Origin of the sequence: Enterobacter cloacae complex sp. P12RS, from assembly GCF_014895875.1 — a bacterium.
Taxonomy (GTDB): Bacteria; Pseudomonadota; Gammaproteobacteria; order Enterobacterales; family Enterobacteriaceae; genus Enterobacter; species Enterobacter bugandensis.
Map to the genome: position 1 here is coordinate 72,001 of NZ_JADBQO010000028.1, position 17,597 is coordinate 89,597.

A 17,597-nucleotide genomic window follows, 5' to 3' on the forward strand; every position below is an offset into this window, starting at 1 on the left:
TTCGGCCCGTTTTTCCGCACGAAATATCACCATGTGCTAAATCCTGTTAGATCATTGTTAATTTTGTGCGGGGTTAATCGCATTTTTCCAGTGAATAACTCTGTAGGCTTTTCAGCGTTTTTTGGTCATAAGCTAATGTGATGACCCGTTTTACCTTATGGTTAACCGCCGGTTTCGGTGGTAAGTTCAGGTAAAAGAGAACGTTTGCGTCGGCATTCGCGAACGAGGCCGATACCGGGTTTCACGGTGAATTTTTCAACGAGGACAAGATGGCTCAACAGACTCCTTTGTACGAACAACACGTGTTATGCGGCGCCCGCATGGTGGACTTCCATGGCTGGATGATGCCGCTGCACTACGGCTCGCAGATTGATGAGCACCACGCGGTGCGCACCGATGCCGGTATGTTCGACGTGTCCCACATGACGATTGTCGATCTGCACGGTAGCCGCACCCGGGAGTTTTTGCGTTATCTGCTGGCAAACGACGTCGCCAAACTGAAGACGCCGGGCAAAGCGCTCTATACCGGCATGCTGAATGCCTCGGGCGGCGTGATTGATGACCTTATCGTCTACTACTTCACCGAAGATTTCTTCCGCCTCGTTGTAAACTCCGCCACCCGCGAAAAAGACCTCTCCTGGATCACCCAACACGCCGAACCTTATGCCATCGACATCACCGTCCGTGACGATCTGTCGCTGATCGCCGTGCAGGGGCCGAACGCGCAGGCAAAAGCCGCGTCTCTGTTCAGCGACGAGCAGCGCACCGCCACCGAAGGCATGAAGCCGTTCTTCGGCGTGCAGGCGGGGGATCTGTTTATTGCCACCACCGGCTATACCGGTGAAGCGGGTTACGAAATTGCGATGCCGAACGAGAAAGCTGCCGATTTCTGGCGTGCCCTGGTAGAGGCGGGCGTGAAGCCTGCGGGTCTGGGCGCGCGCGATACGCTGCGTCTGGAAGCGGGCATGAACCTCTACGGTCAGGAAATGGATGAAGGCGTCTCTCCGCTGGCGGCCAACATGGGCTGGACCATCGCGTGGGAACCGGCTGACCGTGATTTTATTGGCCGTGAAGCGCTGGAGATGCAGCGCGAGAAGGGTACCGAACAGCTGGTTGGCCTGGTGATGAAGGAAAAAGGCGTGCTGCGCGGCGAGCTGCCGGTGCGCTTTACCGATGCTGACGGCAATCATCGCGAAGGCGTGATCACCAGCGGTACCTTCTCCCCGACGCTGGGCTACAGTATTGCACTGGCTCGCGTGCCGGCGGGCATTGGCGACACGGCGGTAGTGCAAATCCGCAACCGCGAAATGCCGGTCCACGTGACCAAACCGATTTTTGTTCGCGCCGGTAAGCCGGTCGCCTAACTATTTTTATCAGGAGAACTTCAATGAGCAATGTGCCAGCAGAACTGAAATACAGCAAAGAACACGAGTGGCTGCGCAAAGAGGCGGACGGCACTTACACCGTAGGGATCACCGAGCACGCGCAGGAGCTGCTGGGCGACATGGTGTTTGTTGACCTGCCTGACGTGGGCACGACCGTTAGCGCGGGCGACGACTGCGCCGTGGCGGAGTCCGTAAAAGCGGCGTCTGACATCTATGCACCTGTCAGCGGCGAGATTGTTGCGGTCAACGACGCGCTGAGCGATTCGCCAGAGCTGGTCAACAGCGAGCCGTATGAAGGCGGCTGGATCTTCAAGATCAAAGCCAGCGACGAATCGCAAGTTGCCGCGCTGCTGGATGCAACCGCGTACGAAGCACTACTGGAAGACGAATAACGTTGTGCCGGATGGCGCTGCGCTTATCCGGCTTACAGGGCCCGGTAAGCGGTAGCGCCACCGGGCAACAGCGTTACAGATAACTACGATTCACTGCACGTATCAGGAACCATCGCTCATGACACAGACTTTAAGCCAGCTTGAAAACCGTGGCGCCTTCATTGAACGTCACATTGGGCCGGATGCTCAGCAACAGCAGGAGATGCTGAAGACGGTTGGCGCGGATTCATTAGACGCACTGATCGGCCAGATTGTGCCAAAAGACATCCAGCTTGCCACGCCGCCTCAGGTAGGGGAAGCCACCACGGAGTTCGCCGCGCTGGCGGAGCTGAAGGCTATTGCAGGCCTCAACAAGCGCTATAAGTCTTACATTGGCATGGGCTACACCAACGTGCAGTTACCGCCGGTTATCCTGCGCAACATGCTGGAAAACCCGGGCTGGTACACCGCTTACACCCCTTATCAGCCAGAAGTTTCCCAGGGGCGTCTGGAAGCGCTGCTGAACTTCCAGCAGGTGACGCTGGATCTGACCGGTATGGATATCGCTTCCGCCTCTCTGCTGGATGAAGCGACCGCCGCTGCCGAAGCGATGGCGATGGCAAAACGCGTAAGCAAGCTGAAAAATGCTAACCGCTTCTTCGTGGCGGCGGACGTGCATCCCCAGACGCTGGACGTGGTGCGCACCCGTGCAGAAACCTTCGGTTTTGAGGTGATCGTCGACGACGCCGACAAAGTGCTGGATCACCAGGACGTCTTCGGCGTGCTGCTGCAGCAGGTGGGTACCACCGGCGAAGTTCACGACTACGGCGCGCTGATTGCCGAGCTGAAATCCCGCAAAGTGGTTGTCAGCGTTGCCGCCGATTTTATGGCGCTGGTGCTGCTGACGGCGCCGGGCAAACAGGGCGCGGATATTGTATTCGGCTCCGCGCAGCGCTTCGGCGTGCCGATGGGCTACGGCGGCCCGCACGCGGCGTTCTTCGGCGCGAAAGATGAATTCAAACGCTCCATGCCAGGCCGTATCATTGGCGTGTCAAAAGATGCTGCCGGTAATACCGCGCTGCGCATGGCGATGCAGACCCGCGAGCAGCATATCCGCCGCGAGAAAGCGAACTCCAACATCTGTACTTCCCAGGTACTGCTGGCAAACATCGCCAGCCTGTATGCGGTATTCCACGGTCCGGCTGGCCTGAAGCGCATTGCCAGCCGCATTCACCGCCTGGCCGATATTCTGGCCTGCGGCCTGCAGCAGAAGGGCCTCAAGCTGCGCCACGCGCACTACTTCGACACCCTGTGCGTGGAAGTGGCAGACAAAGCCGCCGTGCTGGCGCGCGCGAATGCAGCAGAAATCAACCTGCGCAGCGACATCCACAACGCGGTCGGCATTACGCTGGATGAAAGCACCACTCGCGACGATATCCTGAATCTGTTCAGCGTGTTGCTGGGCGACGCTCACGGTCTGGACGTTGATACGCTCGACAAAGAGGTCGCGCTCGACAGCCGCTCCATTCAGGAAAGCATGCTGCGCAATGACGCGATCCTGACTCACCCGGTGTTCAATCGCTATCACAGCGAAACCGAGATGATGCGCTATATGCACTCTCTGGAGCGCAAGGATCTGGCGCTGAACCAGGCGATGATCCCGCTGGGCTCCTGCACCATGAAGCTGAACGCTGCGGCAGAGATGATCCCGATTACCTGGCCTGAATTCTCCGAACTGCACCCGTTCTGCCCGCCAGAACAGGCGGAAGGCTATCACATGATGATCAACCAGCTTTCAGACTGGCTGGTGAAGCTGACCGGTTACGACGCGCTCTGCATGCAGCCGAACTCCGGCGCGCAGGGTGAATACGCGGGCCTGCTGGCGATCCGTCACTATCACGAAAGCCGTAACGAAGGCCACCGCGATATCTGCCTGATCCCAAGCTCCGCCCACGGCACCAACCCGGCCTCAGCCCAGATGGCGGGCATGGAAGTGGTGGTGGTCGCGTGCGATAAGAACGGCAACATCGATTTGGCCGACCTGCGTGCGAAAGCCGAGCAGGCGGGCGACAAGCTCTCCTGCATCATGGTGACCTACCCGTCCACCCACGGCGTGTACGAAGAGACCATCCGTGAAGTGTGCGAAGTGGTGCACCAGTTTGGCGGTCAGGTATACCTCGACGGCGCGAACATGAACGCTCAGGTGGGCATTACCTCTCCGGGCTTTATCGGCGCGGACGTGTCGCACCTGAACCTGCATAAAACCTTCTGCATTCCGCACGGCGGTGGCGGCCCGGGCATGGGACCAATCGGCGTGAAAGCGCACCTGGCGCCGTTTGTGCCGGGCCACAGCGTGGTGCAGATTGAAGGCATGCTGACCCGTCAGGGCGCGGTCTCTGCGGCACCGTTCGGTAGCGCATCAATCCTGCCAATCAGCTGGATGTACATCCGCATGATGGGCGCGGAAGGGCTGAAGCAGGCGAGCCAGGTGGCTATTCTGAACGCCAACTACATTGCGACTCGCCTGAAGTCCGCCTTCCCGGTGCTCTATACCGGCCGCGACGGTCGCGTGGCGCACGAGTGCATTCTGGATATTCGTCCGCTGAAAGAGCAGACCGGCATCAGCGAGCTGGATATCGCCAAGCGTCTGATCGACTACGGCTTCCACGCGCCAACCATGTCGTTCCCGGTTGCGGGGACGCTGATGGTGGAGCCGACCGAGTCTGAAAGCAAAGCCGAGCTGGACCGCTTTATCGACGCGATGCTGGCCATCCGCATGGAGATCGACCGCGTGCAGGACGGCGAATGGACGCTGGAAGATAACCCGCTGGTCAACGCCCCGCACACCCAGCACGAGATGGTGGCAGAGTGGAACCACGGTTACTCCCGCGAGCTGGCGGTCTTCCCGGCTGGCGTGGCAAACAAATACTGGCCGACCGTGAAGCGTCTTGATGACGTTTACGGCGACCGTAATCTGTTCTGCTCCTGCGTGCCGATGAGCGAATACCAGTAATTATTTGCCATACTGTAGGCCGGGTAAGCGTAAGCGCCACCCGGCTTTTTTTTATCTGGAGGTTGTGAATGGCAATTGCACTGGTCACCGGCGCGAGCCGGGGCATTGGGAAAGCCACCGCGCTGCAGCTGGCACGTGAAGGCTACACCGTGGCGGTGAACTATCACCACAACATTAAAGCCGCGACGGACGTTATCAATCAGATCGTTGAGGCCGGCGGTAAAGCGTTTGCCGTGCGTGCGGACATCAGCGATGAAGCTCAGGTGCTGGCGATGTTTGACAGCATCGATCGTGAAGGTGAGCCGCTTCGCGCGCTGGTCAATAATGCAGGCATTCTGTTTGAGCAATCCACCATCGAGAATCTGTCCGCAGAGCGCATTAACCGCGTGCTGGCGACCAACGTCACGGGTTACTTCCTCTGCTGTCGTGAAGCGGTGAAACGCATGTCCATCAAGCATGGCGGCAAGGGCGGGGCGATTGTGAATGTCTCTTCCGCCGCGTCTCGTCTGGGCGCGCCGGGTGAGTATGTCGATTACGCTGCTTCCAAAGGCGCGGTAGATTCGCTGACAACCGGGCTATCGCTGGAGGTGGCGGCGCAGGGCATTCGCGTGAACTGCGTGCGGCCTGGGCTGATTTATACCGATATCCATGCTTCCGGCGGAGAGCCGGGGCGAGTGGATCGTGTGAAATCGTTACTGCCGATGCAGCGCGGCGGCCAGCCGGAAGAGGTGGCGCAGGCGATTGTCTGGCTGCTGAGCGAGAAGGCGTCTTACGTGACGGGCAGTTTTATCGAGCTGGCTGGCGGGAAGTAAACCCCTCATGCTAACCCTCTCCCCAAAGGGGAGAGGGAACGGCGCCCGGCGTTAAAGTTTCTCGCCGTTGCTGGCAATCACGCCTTTATACCACTCGAAGCTCTTCTTACGGGAGCGCGACATGTCGCCCGTGCCGTCGTCGTGCTTGTTGACGTAGATAAAGCCGTAGCGCTTGCTGTACTGACCGGTGGTGAACGACACGCAGTCGATGCAGCCCCACGGCGTATAGCCCATCAGATCCACGCCATCATGCGTGACGGCTTTGATCATCTCTTCCACGTGGGCACGCAGGTAGTCGATGCGATAGTCATCGTTGATGCTGCCGTCTTCTTCCACCTTGTCGTAGGCACCGAACCCGTTCTCAACGATAAACAGCGGCTTCTGGTAACGCTCGTAAAGTTCGCACAGGGAATAGCGCAGGCCCACCGGGTCAATCTGCCAGCCCCAGTCGGACGCCTTCACGTGCGGGTTCGGCACGCTGCCTTCGAAGCCGGAAATGGCGTCACCTGTGCCGCCTTCCGCCTTCACCGCGTTGGTCATGTAGTAGCTGAAGCCTAAGTAGTCGCAGGTACCTTCACGCAGGATCTGCTCGTCGCCCGCCTCCATTTTGATGGAAAAGCCGCGGCGCTCCCACTCGTTCAGCACGTAGGACGGGTAGTAACCACGCAGTTGGACGTCGGTAAAGACATAGCGCTCGCGCATGGATTCCTGGGCGAACATCACGTCTTCCGGCTTGCAGGAGAACGGATAGAGCGCCACCATCGCCAGCATGCAGCCGACTTTCATCTCCGGGTTGATGCGGCGCGCGGCTTTCACCGCCAGGGCGCTGGCCACAAACTGGTGGTGCAGCACCTGGTACATGGTCTCTTCCGGGTTGTCATGTTCGGTGTAGACCACGCCCGAGCAGCAGTAGCCGAACAGCGGGGCGCGCCAGTTGCGCTGGTTGTTGATTTCGTTGAAGGTCATCCAGTATTTGACCTTGTGCTTGTAGCGCTCAAACACCACTTCCGCGAAGCGCACGAAGAAATCGACCACTTTGCGGTTGGTCCAGCTACCGTACTCCTGCACCAGGTGCAGCGGCATTTCGAAGTGGGAGAGGGTGATCACCGGTTCGATGTTGTACTTCAGCAGCTCATCGAACATGTCGTCGTAAAACTTCAGCCCTTCTTCGTTTGGCTGCGTTTCGTCACCTTTCGGGAAGATGCGCGTCCAGGCGATAGAGGTACGGAAACACTTGAAGCCCATCTCGGCAAATAGCTTGATGTCTTCTTTATAGTGGCCGTGGAAGTCGATGGCTTCGTGGTTTGGGTAGTATTTACCCGGCACCACCTCCTGCGTGATTTCGCGCGGCACGCCGTGTGCGCCGCCGGTCAGCACGTCGCAAATGCTTGGCCCTTTGCCGCCTTTGTTCCAGCCGCCTTCAACCTGATGAGCGGCAACAGCGCCGCCCCATAAAAAATCTTTCGGTAAGGTTATTTTTTTCATCGCTGCTATTCTCATTAAATGGCTTATTGGCATTGAGTCTAGCAAAGCGAAATTGAATGTCACGATATAACAATTTGCGAAAATTGTGATTTGTCACATCGAAAAAACAGGGTGTTTTATTCCGTCAATTTCTTCGCCAGCTTGCGTCCGAGAGATTCCAGAATATAAATGACGGGAATTTGCGTGGTGATATCGTAGACGCCGCCAATTCGCGTCTGGGGAACGTGCCAGGAGAGATTAAAGTCCGCCAGTTTTGCGAGGCGCGAGTGCTCGTGGCTGGTGATAGAGAGCACCTTGCAGTGATGCAGGCTGAACTGGCTGGCGAAGCGCAGGATCTCCTCGGTTTCGCCCGAGACGGAGAGCACAATCGCCAGCGCATTTTTCGCCATATCATTGGTGACCGGGAAATAAGGGTCATCAATATGATTACTGAATTTACCAATATTTGAAAAGAAACGCGCGCCATATTTCGCCAGTGAGCCTGACGTTCCCGCCCCGACAAATATAATTCGCTCGGAAGACAAAATGATTTTTACCGCGTCATTTAATAGCGCGTCGAACTCTTCATTATTCACGCTTTTAAAGAAGCTGATAATTTCGCTGGCGCCGAAATTCGCCTGCTGGGGCTCGTTCTGCTCAAGATAGAGCTTAAAGCGCACGCGAAATTCAGAATACCCTTCGCAGTTGAGCTTGCGGCAAAAGCGCAGGATAGTGGTGGTTGAGACGCCGGCCGCATCCGCCAGCTCGCGGATGGTCATGTACATCACTTTGTCCCGGTTTTTGATGACATAGTTGTAGACCATCATTTCCAGGTTATTGAGACTGGCAATGGCGGAGTGGGTGAACATACTCACAGTGGCAAAACTCTCATTCAGACCTCATTTATCCATCATATCATGCAGCCAGACGGCAGGAGCCAATTTTATGCCATTGATTAGTAACGCTTAAATTTTTATGTGAACAAATGTCAGGTGAATTGTTCGCTTATGTTTTTGATTTTTATTATAAAAATTTACTTTAAAATTATTTTAGCTAACAGGTGTTCACTGGAATCATTCTCAGTTAGCATAGTCATGCGATGAATAATCATCTTTAGTTTTCCCGGAGTTTAGTATGGCGAGCAGACCATTAATCGCACAGGGATATTCGCTGGCTGAGGAAGTAGCCAACAGCATCAGCCACGGCATTGGCCTGGTGTTTGGGATTGTCGGTTTAGTGTTATTGCTGGTACAGGCGGTGGATACCAATGCCAGCGCGATGGCCATTACCAGCTATAGCCTGTATGGCGGAAGTATGATCCTGCTGTTCCTGGCCTCGACGCTCTATCACGCGATTCCGCATCAGCGGGCCAAAATATGGCTTAAGAAATTTGACCACTGCGCTATCTATCTGCTGATTGCGGGTACCTATACGCCTTTCCTGCTGGTGGGGCTAAACTCACCGCTGTCGCGCGGCCTGATGATTGTTATCTGGAGCCTGGCGCTGCTGGGGATCCTGTTCAAGCTGACCATTGCGCACCGGTTTAAAGTGTTGTCGCTGGTCACCTATCTGACGATGGGCTGGCTGTCGCTGATTGTGGTGTATCAGTTGGCGATTAAGCTGGCGGTCGGCGGGGTAACGCTGCTGGCGGTGGGCGGTGTGGTCTACTCGCTGGGCGTTATTTTCTACGTCTGCAAGCGCATCCCATACAACCATGCCATCTGGCACGGCTTTGTGCTGGGCGGCAGCGTGTGCCATTTTTTGGCGATTTATTTGTACGTGGGGCAGGTTTAGTTTGTTGTCGGGTGGCGGCTTCGCCTTACCCGACCTGGATTTGCACCCGTAGGCCCGGTAAGCGCAGCGCCACCGGGCGATAGAGCATCACTCTTCCAGTGAATACGGTAGCGGCTCAATACTCAACGTATTCGCGTCGTCGCGCACGCGGAACACGCTGTCCGCTTCCATGTCGTTGTTCATTACAGCCTGTACCAAAAGACGGCCATCGTCCAGCTGGACTGCGGCTAACACGGTACCGGTGCGGCGCCAGTTGTCGCCCATCTTCAGTTCTAAGTCTTCTCCTGCTTCCGGTACGCGGCTGGCATGGCCTGCCAGTGTCCACAACGCGCGTTTGTTTGCCCCACGGAATTTTGCACGCGCGACCATTTCCTGACCGGTGTAGCAGCCTTTTTTAAAGCTGATTCCCCCCAGCGCCTGCAGGTTAGTTGCCTGAGGAATAAACTGCGCGCTGTTGGCTGCGTCAATTACCGGCAGACCCGCTTCGATGTTCAGCGCCAGCCACTGCTGGCTGTTGTTGAGCTGCGCTTCGCCGCGCAGCGCCTCGGTCACGCGTTCGGCTGTTGCGGCATCCGTGACTAACAGGAAGCGCTCTGCCGGGTGTTCAAACCACAGGATGGAAGTCGCGCCCTCGCTGACCACCTGTTTTTCTGCATCCGGCAGTTCAGCAAACAGATTTTTCAGCGCCGCACGCGCCTGGAAGCCCGCCACGCCCAGCAGAACATGTTCGTCGTCCGGGGCGATGGTGACTTTGGAAAAGACCGCGTATTTTTTCAGTTCTTTGAGCTGCGCATCGCGCAGGCTGCGGCGCTCAATAAAGGCAAAACCGTCCTGACGGCGGAAGAGACGCAGGTTGCTCCACATTTTGCCCTTAGGATCGCAGTGCGCGGCCAGCAGATGCTGGTGTTCAGTCAACTGCGCAACATCCGCAGTCACCTGACCCTGCAAGTATTTTTCGGCGTCGGCGCCGGAGAGGGTTGCCAGCGCCCAGTCATCAAGAGAAATAAGCGTCAGCGGCAGACGCGCAGAGGCGGCGGGCTGGCGAGGAGAAAATGGTGTAAAGGCCATAACGGTATCCTGAATTGCTTAACGCTTTGATAATGCCTAATGGTAAAAGAGCCTGCAGGCATTGCAAGCGCTTTCAGCAGACCATTTGTGCCATAAACGGGTTATGCGTAACGCTACGCAAAATAGTGTAATCCGCTGTCTATGTAGGGATTATTCTGGAAGCCAGCTCGTCAAACGCAATATTCCAGTAATGAAACGGTCAAAAACACGTTACACTAGCTGGTGTCCCCGTAGAGAAATTAAGAACAGAAAACGGGGTACCGACTGTGCCAAACGTAATGCAGGAAACTGAACATGGATATTAACAACAAGGCCCGTATTCACTGGGCATGCCGTCGCGGAATGCGTGAACTTGATATTTCCATCATGCCTTTCTTCGAATATGAGTACGACAGCTTAAGCGATGATGATAAGCGTCTGTTTGTTCGCCTGCTTGAGTCTGACGATCCGGATTTATTCAACTGGCTGATGAACCACGGCAAACCCGCCGACACCGAGTTGCAACGGATGGTGCAATTAATTCAAACACGGAATCGGGAACGTGGTCCTGTGGCAATCTGATCTTCGCGTCTCGTGGCGCTCGCAGTGGATGTCTTTATTGCTCCACGGGCTGGTTGCGGCCATCGTTTTACTCATGCCGTGGCCGCTCAGCTATACGCCGCTGTGGCTGCTATTACTTTCGTTTGTTGTTTTTGACAGCGTACGCAGCCAGCGTCGCATTAACGCGCGTCAGGGCGAGATTAAGCTGCTGATGGATTCCCGCCTGCGCTGGCAGGGAAAAGAGTGGGATATTCTCGGTGTACCCTGGATGCTTAACGCCGGGATGATGTTACGGTTACGCAAAGTGGGGGGCGGACGTTGCCAGCACCTGTGGCTGGCGGCGGACAGTATGGACGCATCAGAATGGCGGGATCTGCGCCGGATGTTGCTGCAACAGCCGACGCAGGAGTAACGCGCGTTAGCTGAATTTTTCTGCCATTTCGCCGAGGATCTGCTCGCACCAGGCCTGCAGGCGCTCGTCGCTGAGATCGTACTGATTGGTTTCATCCAGCGCGAGCCCGACAAACAGCTCGCCGTCGGCAATAATCGGCTTTTTACTGGTGAATTCATACCCTTCGGTTGGCCAGTAGCCAATAAACGCCGCCCCTTTTGGTGCCAGCTTATCGTGCAGCATGCCGAGTGCGTCCAGGAACCATTCGCCGTAGCCTAACTGGTCACCCATGCCGTACATCGCAATAATTTTACCGTCGAAATTGACTGAATCGAGCTGATCCCAGATGGCTTCCCAGTCTTCCTGTATCTCACCAAAGTCCCAGGTTGGGATGCCCAGAATCAGCACATCGTACTGCTCCATCAAGGCGACCGAGTCATCTTTCAGGTTATGCAACGTCACCAGTTCCGGGCCAATGATGTCGCGAATTTTCTCCGCCGCCATTTCGGTGTAGCAGGTGCTGGAACCATAGAACAGACCAATATTCATCGCGTAACTATCTCAATTCTTGCTATGACTTTGCGCGTAGTGTACCAGAAATCGGTCGCAATCAGGCATAATGGCCTGACTGCAAAATCAAAGGGGCTGATGTGGAAAAGGATCTCGCACTCGTTGAACAGTTTCTCGACGCGCTGTGGCTGGAGAAAAATCTGGCCGAGAATACCCTCAGTGCCTACCGGCGCGATCTCACCATGCTGGTCGAGTGGCTGGCGCGTCGGGAGCTATCGCTTGCGAGCGCGCAAAGCGACGACCTGCAGGCGCTGCTCGCTGAACGCGTAGAAGGAGGGTACAAAGCCACCAGCTCTGCACGCTTGCTCAGCGCAATGCGTCGGCTTTTCCAGCATCTTTACCGGGAGAAGATTCGCGAAGACGATCCCAGCGCGCTGCTGGCGTCCCCGAAACTCCCGCAGCGGCTGCCGAAAGATCTCAGCGAAGCACAAGTTGAGAGATTATTACAGTCACCGGCTGTTGACCTGCCGCTGGAGTTACGCGATAAAGCCATGCTTGAGCTATTGTATGCTACCGGCTTGCGCGTTTCGGAACTGGTTGGCCTGACGATGAGCGACATCAGCCTGCGTCAGGGCGTGGTGCGCGTCATCGGTAAAGGAAACAAGGAAAGGCTGGTTCCGCTGGGAGAAGAGGCGGTTTACTGGCTGGAGACGTATCTTGAGCATGGCCGCCCCTGGCTGCTCAATGGCGCGTCTATCGACGTCCTGTTTCCGAGCCAGCGCGCGCAGCAGATGACACGACAAACGTTCTGGCATCGCATCAAGCATTACGCCACACTGGCGGGTATCGACAGTGAAAAGCTTTCGCCGCACGTATTGCGTCACGCCTTCGCGACGCATCTGTTAAACCACGGCGCAGATTTACGCGTGGTGCAGATGCTGCTGGGACACAGCGATCTTTCAACGACGCAAATTTACACCCATGTCGCGACGGAACGCCTGCGGCAGCTACACCAACAGCACCACCCTCGTGCGTGAGTGCCGACAAATTGTAACAGGATCAATTATGAAAAAGTCTTTCGTGCTGTTCACCCTGCTGGCAGCCTCATTTACCGGCTTCGCCCATGCGGATGACGCCGCCATCAAACAGTCTCTGGCTAAGCTTGGCGTCACCAGCAGCGACATCCAGCCTGCGCCGGTTGCCGGTATGAAAACCGTACTGACCAACAGCGGCGTGCTGTACGTCACCGAAGACGGCAAACACTTTATTCAGGGACCGCTGTACGACGTGAGTGGCGCGCAGCCGGTGAACGTCACCAACCAGCTGCTGATGAAAAACCTGAACGCGCTCGAAAAAGAGATGATCGTCTATAAAGCGGCGCAGGAAAAACATGTGATTACCGTCTTCACCGATATCACCTGTGGCTACTGCCACAAGCTGCATGAACAGATGAAAGACTATAACGCGCTGGGCATTACCGTGCGTTACCTGGCCTTCCCGCGCGCAGGCGTACAGAGCAAGCCAGAGCAGGACATGAAAGCGATCTGGTGTGCCAAAGACCGCAACAAAGCGTTTGATGACGCGATGAACGGTAAAGACGTTAAGCCTGCCTCCTGCGACATCGACATTGCTAACCACTACGCGCTGGGCGTGCAGTTTGGCGTGAGCGGTACGCCAGCGATTGTCCTGAGTAACGGCTATGTTGTTCCGGGCTATCAGGGACCGAAAGAGATGAAAGAGTTCCTCGACGCGCACCAGAAACAGTTTGGTGGTAAATAATTCGCGTGAAAGCCCCCATCAAATTGCGCCGCCGCGAGGCGGTTGAACACGTTGATTTACCGGACGATCTCCCGCCGCTGCTAAAGCGCCTCTACGCCAGCCGCGGCGTGCGTCGCGCAGAGGATCTTGAGCGCAGCGTGAAAGGGATGCTGCCCTGGCAGCAGCTGAACGGTATCGAAAAAGCCACTGAAATGCTCTACAACGCGCTTCGTGAGGGAACGCGCATTGTGGTGGTAGGGGATTTCGACGCCGACGGCGCAACCAGCACCGCCCTGAGCGTACTCAGCCTGCGCGCGCTGGGCTGCGATAATGTCACCTATCTGGTGCCGAACCGCTTTGAAGACGGCTATGGCCTCAGCCCGGAGGTGGTCGATCAGGCCCATGCCTGCGGTGCGCAGATGATCATGACCGTCGACAACGGGATCTCCTCCCATGCGGGCGTCGATCATGCTCACGCTTTGGGGATCCCGGTGCTGGTCACCGATCATCACCTGCCCGGCGATACGCTCCCCGCAGCAGAAGCGATTATTAACCCCAACCTGCGCGACTGCGATTTCCCGTCGAAATCCCTCGCCGGCGTGGGCGTGGCGTTTTATCTGATGCTGGCGTTGCGTACTCTCTTACGCGATAAGGGCTGGTTCGAATCCCGCGGCATTGCCGTTCCAAACCTGGCCGAATACCTCGACCTGGTGGCGCTGGGCACCGTGGCGGACGTGGTGCCCCTTGATGCCAATAACCGCATTTTGACCTGGCAGGGCTTAAGCCGTATTCGCGCGGGCAAGTGCCGTCCCGGAATTAAGGCGCTGCTGGAGATTGCCAACCGCGATCCGCTCAAGCTGGCGGCAAGCGACCTGGGCTTTGCCCTCGGGCCGCGTCTGAACGCTGCCGGAAGGCTGGACGATATGTCCGTCGGCGTGGCGCTGCTGCTGTGCGACAACATCGGTGAAGCGCGTGTGCTGGCCAACGAGCTGGACGCCCTGAACCAGACCCGTAAAGAGATTGAGCAGGGGATGCAGGCCGAAGCGCTGACCCTGTGCGAAAAACTTGAGCGCAGCGGCGATACGCTGCCGGGCGGGCTGGCAATGTATCACCCCGAGTGGCATCAGGGCGTGGTCGGCATTCTGGCGTCGCGCATTAAAGAGCGCTTCCACCGTCCGGTGATCGCGTTTGCGCCTGCGGGTGACGGCACGCTGAAAGGCTCTGGCCGTTCGATTCAGGGGCTGCACATGCGCGATGCGCTGGAGCGTCTGGATACGCTTTATCCCGGTCTGATGATTAAGTTTGGCGGTCACGCGATGGCGGCAGGCTTGTCGCTGGAAGAGGCAAAGTTCGACGAGTTCCAGCGCCTGTTTGGCGAGCTGGTCACCGAGTGGATTGACCCGGCGCTGCTGCAGGGCGAAGTGGTCTCTGACGGTGAGCTGACTGTCTCCGAAATGACGATGGAGGTCGCGCAGATGCTGCGCGATGCCGGTCCATGGGGGCAAATGTTCCCGGAACCGCTGTTCGACGGGCGATTCCGCCTGCTGCAGCAGCGTATCGTCGGCGAACGTCACCTGAAAGTGATGGTCGAGCCGGTGGGCGGCGGACCGCTGCTGGATGGCATCGCCTTCAACGTTGACACCTCCATCTGGCCGGACAACGGCGTGCGCGAGGTCGAGCTGGCGTACAAACTGGATATCAACGAGTTTCGCGGTAACCGCACCCTTCAGATCATCATCGACAATATCTGGCCAATTTAGCGGCAGTAATCTCTATAAAAAAGGGCGTGGATTCGGTACAATCCCGCTCTTATCACCGCATTTTGACAAGTCCATAAAAGAAAACAGACCATGTTTGAAATTAATCCGGTAAAAAACCGTATTCAGGACCTCACGGAGCGCTCTGACGTTCTTAGGGGGTATCTTTGACTACGATGCCAAGAAAGAGCGTCTTGAAGAAGTAAACGCCGAGCTGGAACAGCCGGACGTCTGGAACGAACCTGAACGCGCACAGGCGCTGGGTAAAGAGCGTTCCTCTCTCGAAGCTATCGTAGATACATTGGATCAAATGGCTCAGGGGCTGGAAGACGTTTCCGGTTTGCTGGAGCTGGCCGTCGAAGCAGACGACGAAGAAACCTTTAACGAAGCCGTGGCAGAACTCGACGGGCTGGAAGAGAAGCTGGCACAGCTGGAATTCCGTCGCATGTTCTCCGGCGAATACGACAGCGCTGACTGCTATCTCGATATTCAGGCAGGTTCTGGCGGTACCGAAGCGCAGGACTGGGCCAGCATGCTGACGCGTATGTATTTGCGTTGGGCGGAAGCGCGCGGCTTCAAAACCGAAATTATCGAAGAGTCTGAAGGTGAAGTGGCCGGTATTAAATCCGTCACTATCAAGATCATTGGCGACTATGCCTACGGCTGGCTGCGTACCGAAACCGGCGTTCACCGCCTGGTGCGTAAGAGCCCGTTTGACTCCGGTGGCCGTCGTCATACCTCCTTCAGCTCTGCGTTTGTTTACCCGGAAGTTGACGAAGATATCGATATCGAAATTAACCCGGCGGACCTGCGTATTGACGTTTACCGCGCGTCCGGCGCGGGTGGTCAGCACGTTAACCGTACGGAATCTGCGGTGCGTATTACCCACATTCCAACCGGACTGGTAACACAGTGCCAGAACGACCGTTCCCAGCATAAGAACAAAGACCAGGCCATGAAGCAGATGAAAGCGAAGCTTTATGAGCTGGAGATGCAGAAGAAAAATGCTGAGAAACAGGCGATGGAAGACAACAAGTCCGACATCGGTTGGGGCAGCCAGATCCGTTCTTACGTCCTTGATGACTCCCGCATCAAAGACCTGCGTACCGGGGTTGAAACCCGCAACACGCAGGCGGTGCTGGACGGCAGCCTGGACCAATTTATCGAAGCAAGTTTGAAAGCAGGGTTATGAGGAACCAACATGTCTGAACAACAAGCACAGGGCGCTGACGCGGTAGTCGATCTTAACAACGAACTGAAAACCCGCCGCGAGAAGCTGGCAGCGCTGCGCGAGCAGGGCGTGCCGTTCCCGAACGATTTTCGTCGTGACCACACCTCAGACCAACTGCACGCTGACTTCGACGGTAAAGAGAACGAAGAGCTGGAAGCGCTGAACATCGAAGTGGCCGTTGCAGGCCGTATGATGACCCGTCGCATCATGGGTAAAGCCTCCTTCGTGACCTTGCAGGACGTCGGCGGCCGTATTCAGCTGTACGTCTCCCGTGACGACCTGCCGGAAGGCATCTACAACGAGCAGTTCAAGAAGTGGGACCTGGGCGATATCCTGGGCGCAAAAGGTAAACTGTTCAAAACCAAGACCGGTGAACTGTCTATCCACTGCACCGAACTGCGTCTGCTGACCAAAGCCCTGCGCCCGCTGCCGGACAAGTTCCACGGCCTGCAGGATCAGGAAGCGCGCTATCGTCAGCGTTACCTTGATCTCATCTCTAACGATGAATCCCGCAAGACCTTCAAAATTCGCTCCCAGATCATGGCCGGTATCCGCCAGTTCATGGTCAACCGCGACTTTATGGAAGTGGAAACCCCGATGATGCAGGTGATCCCTGGCGGCGCGTCTGCGCGTCCGTTCATCACCCATCACAACGCCCTGGACCTGGACATGTACCTGCGTATCGCACCGGAACTGTACCTGAAGCGTCTGGTGGTCGGTGGTTTCGACCGCGTGTTCGAAATCAACCGTAACTTCCGTAACGAAGGTATCTCCGTTCGCCATAACCCAGAGTTCACCATGATGGAACTCTATATGGCGTACGCAGACTACAAAGATCTGATCGAGCTGACCGAATCCCTGTTCCGTACCCTGGCGCAGGACATTCTGGGCACCACGCAGGTTCCTTACGGTGAAGAAGTCTTCGACTTCGGCAAGCCGTTCGAAAAACTGACCATGCGCGAAGCGATCAAGAAATACCGTCCGGAAACCAACATGGCGGATCTGGATAACTTCGACTCTGCGAAGGCCATCGCTGAAAGCATCGGCATCAAGGTTGAGAAGAGCTGGGGTCTGGGCCGTATCGTGACCGAGATCTTCGAAGAAGTGGCAGAAGCGCACCTGATTCAGCCGACCTTCATTACCGAATACCCGGCGGAAGTCTCTCCGCTGGCGCGTCGTAATGACGAGAACCCGGAAATCACCGACCGTTTCGAATTCTTCATCGGCGGCCGTGAAATCGGTAACGGCTTTAGCGAGCTGAACGATGCGGAAGACCAGGCGCAGCGTTTCCAGGATCAGGTTGACGCGAAAGCAGCAGGCGACGACGAAGCGATGTTCTTCGATGAAGACTATGTGACCGCGCTGGAGCACGGCCTGCCGCCAACCGCAGGTCTGGGTATTGGTATCGACCGTATGGTGATGCTGTTCACCAACAGCCACACCATTCGTGACGTGATCCTGTTCCCGGCAATGCGCCCGGTGAAATAAGGCGTTATGTTGCTA

At 56.6% G+C, this 17,597-nt stretch carries 16 protein-coding genes; 12 read left to right on the forward strand and 4 right to left on the reverse strand.

The window, feature by feature from the left end; genetic code table 11:
* Positions 1-269: 269 nt before the first annotated feature.
* From gcvT to IM284_RS16310, 4 genes are all read left to right on the forward strand, one after another.
* Positions 270-1,364 (forward strand): glycine cleavage system aminomethyltransferase GcvT, encoded by a 1,095-nt coding sequence (gene gcvT / locus IM284_RS16295; protein WP_045260935.1) that lies wholly within the window; start codon positions 270-272, stop codon positions 1,362-1,364.
* 23 nt (positions 1,365-1,387) lie between these two features.
* Positions 1,388-1,777, forward strand: a complete 390-nt coding sequence (gene gcvH / locus IM284_RS16300) for a glycine cleavage system protein GcvH (protein ID WP_008499718.1) — start codon at positions 1,388-1,390, stop codon at positions 1,775-1,777.
* Positions 1,778-1,895: 118 nt separating this feature from the next.
* Complete coding sequence (gene gcvP / locus IM284_RS16305; RefSeq protein WP_041908353.1) at positions 1,896-4,769, forward strand: aminomethyl-transferring glycine dehydrogenase; 2,874 nt, start codon at positions 1,896-1,898, stop codon at positions 4,767-4,769.
* A gap of 68 nt (positions 4,770-4,837) precedes the next feature.
* The gene (locus IM284_RS16310) at positions 4,838-5,581 is read left to right on the forward strand and encodes an SDR family oxidoreductase (protein WP_028014327.1); all 744 of its coding nucleotides are present in this window, start codon (positions 4,838-4,840) and stop codon (positions 5,579-5,581) included.
* 51 nt (positions 5,582-5,632) lie between these two features.
* Here the strand turns inward: IM284_RS16310 and bglA are convergent, their stop codons facing one another.
* Positions 5,633-7,066 (reverse strand): 6-phospho-beta-glucosidase BglA, encoded by a 1,434-nt coding sequence (gene bglA, locus IM284_RS16315; RefSeq protein WP_028014326.1) that lies wholly within the window; start codon positions 7,064-7,066, stop codon positions 5,633-5,635.
* A gap of 116 nt (positions 7,067-7,182) precedes the next feature.
* Complete coding sequence (locus tag IM284_RS16320; RefSeq protein ID WP_047367439.1) at positions 7,183-7,914, reverse strand: MurR/RpiR family transcriptional regulator; 732 nt, start codon at positions 7,912-7,914, stop codon at positions 7,183-7,185.
* Positions 7,915-8,179: 265 nt separating this feature from the next.
* Here IM284_RS16320 and IM284_RS16325 point away from each other — a divergent pair, with 265 nt between their 5' ends.
* A complete protein-coding gene (locus IM284_RS16325; protein WP_023331242.1) occupies positions 8,180-8,839 on the forward strand; it encodes a hemolysin III family protein in 660 nt (219 codons plus the stop codon).
* A gap of 87 nt (positions 8,840-8,926) precedes the next feature.
* On the opposite strand, the gene ygfZ is transcribed toward IM284_RS16325, so the two are convergent.
* A complete protein-coding gene (gene ygfZ, locus IM284_RS16330) occupies positions 8,927-9,907 on the reverse strand; it encodes a tRNA-modifying protein YgfZ (protein WP_028014323.1) in 981 nt (326 codons plus the stop codon).
* 294 nt (positions 9,908-10,201) lie between these two features.
* Between ygfZ and sdhE the strand changes: the two genes are divergently transcribed.
* A complete protein-coding gene (sdhE, locus tag IM284_RS16335) occupies positions 10,202-10,468 on the forward strand; it encodes an FAD assembly factor SdhE (RefSeq protein WP_010435322.1) in 267 nt (88 codons plus the stop codon).
* On the forward strand, positions 10,449-10,859 hold the full coding sequence (locus tag IM284_RS16340) for a protein YgfX (protein WP_028014322.1): 411 nt from the start codon (positions 10,449-10,451) through the stop codon (positions 10,857-10,859). Before sdhE ends, IM284_RS16340 begins: the two co-directional genes overlap by 20 nt.
* 6 nt (positions 10,860-10,865) lie before the next feature.
* Here the strand turns inward: IM284_RS16340 and fldB are convergent, their stop codons facing one another.
* On the reverse strand, positions 10,866-11,387 hold the full coding sequence (gene fldB, locus IM284_RS16345; RefSeq protein WP_041908355.1) for a flavodoxin FldB: 522 nt from the start codon (positions 11,385-11,387) through the stop codon (positions 10,866-10,868).
* Between the two features lie 101 nt (positions 11,388-11,488).
* Here fldB and xerD point away from each other — a divergent pair, with 101 nt between their 5' ends.
* From xerD to lysS, 5 genes are all read left to right on the forward strand, one after another.
* Positions 11,489-12,385: a site-specific tyrosine recombinase XerD gene (gene xerD, locus IM284_RS16350; protein ID WP_028014320.1), complete on the forward strand. Its 897-nt coding sequence runs from the start codon at positions 11,489-11,491 to the stop codon at positions 12,383-12,385.
* 28 nt (positions 12,386-12,413) lie between these two features.
* The gene (gene dsbC, locus IM284_RS16355; protein ID WP_028014319.1) at positions 12,414-13,127 is read left to right on the forward strand and encodes a bifunctional protein-disulfide isomerase/oxidoreductase DsbC; all 714 of its coding nucleotides are present in this window, start codon (positions 12,414-12,416) and stop codon (positions 13,125-13,127) included.
* Positions 13,128-13,132: 5 nt separating this feature from the next.
* Complete coding sequence (gene recJ / locus IM284_RS16360; protein ID WP_047367440.1) at positions 13,133-14,866, forward strand: single-stranded-DNA-specific exonuclease RecJ; 1,734 nt, start codon at positions 13,133-13,135, stop codon at positions 14,864-14,866.
* 90 nt (positions 14,867-14,956) lie between these two features.
* A protein-coding gene (gene prfB / locus IM284_RS16365) for a peptide chain release factor 2 (protein ID WP_100170824.1) occupies positions 14,957-16,055 on the forward strand; the annotation gives its coding sequence in 2 pieces (ribosomal slippage) (positions 14,957-15,031 and positions 15,033-16,055; 1,098 coding nt in all).
* A 9-nt stretch (positions 16,056-16,064) separates the two neighbouring features.
* The gene (gene lysS / locus IM284_RS16370; protein WP_014885130.1) at positions 16,065-17,582 is read left to right on the forward strand and encodes a lysine--tRNA ligase; all 1,518 of its coding nucleotides are present in this window, start codon (positions 16,065-16,067) and stop codon (positions 17,580-17,582) included.
* The last annotated feature ends 15 nt before the right edge of the window (positions 17,583-17,597 follow it).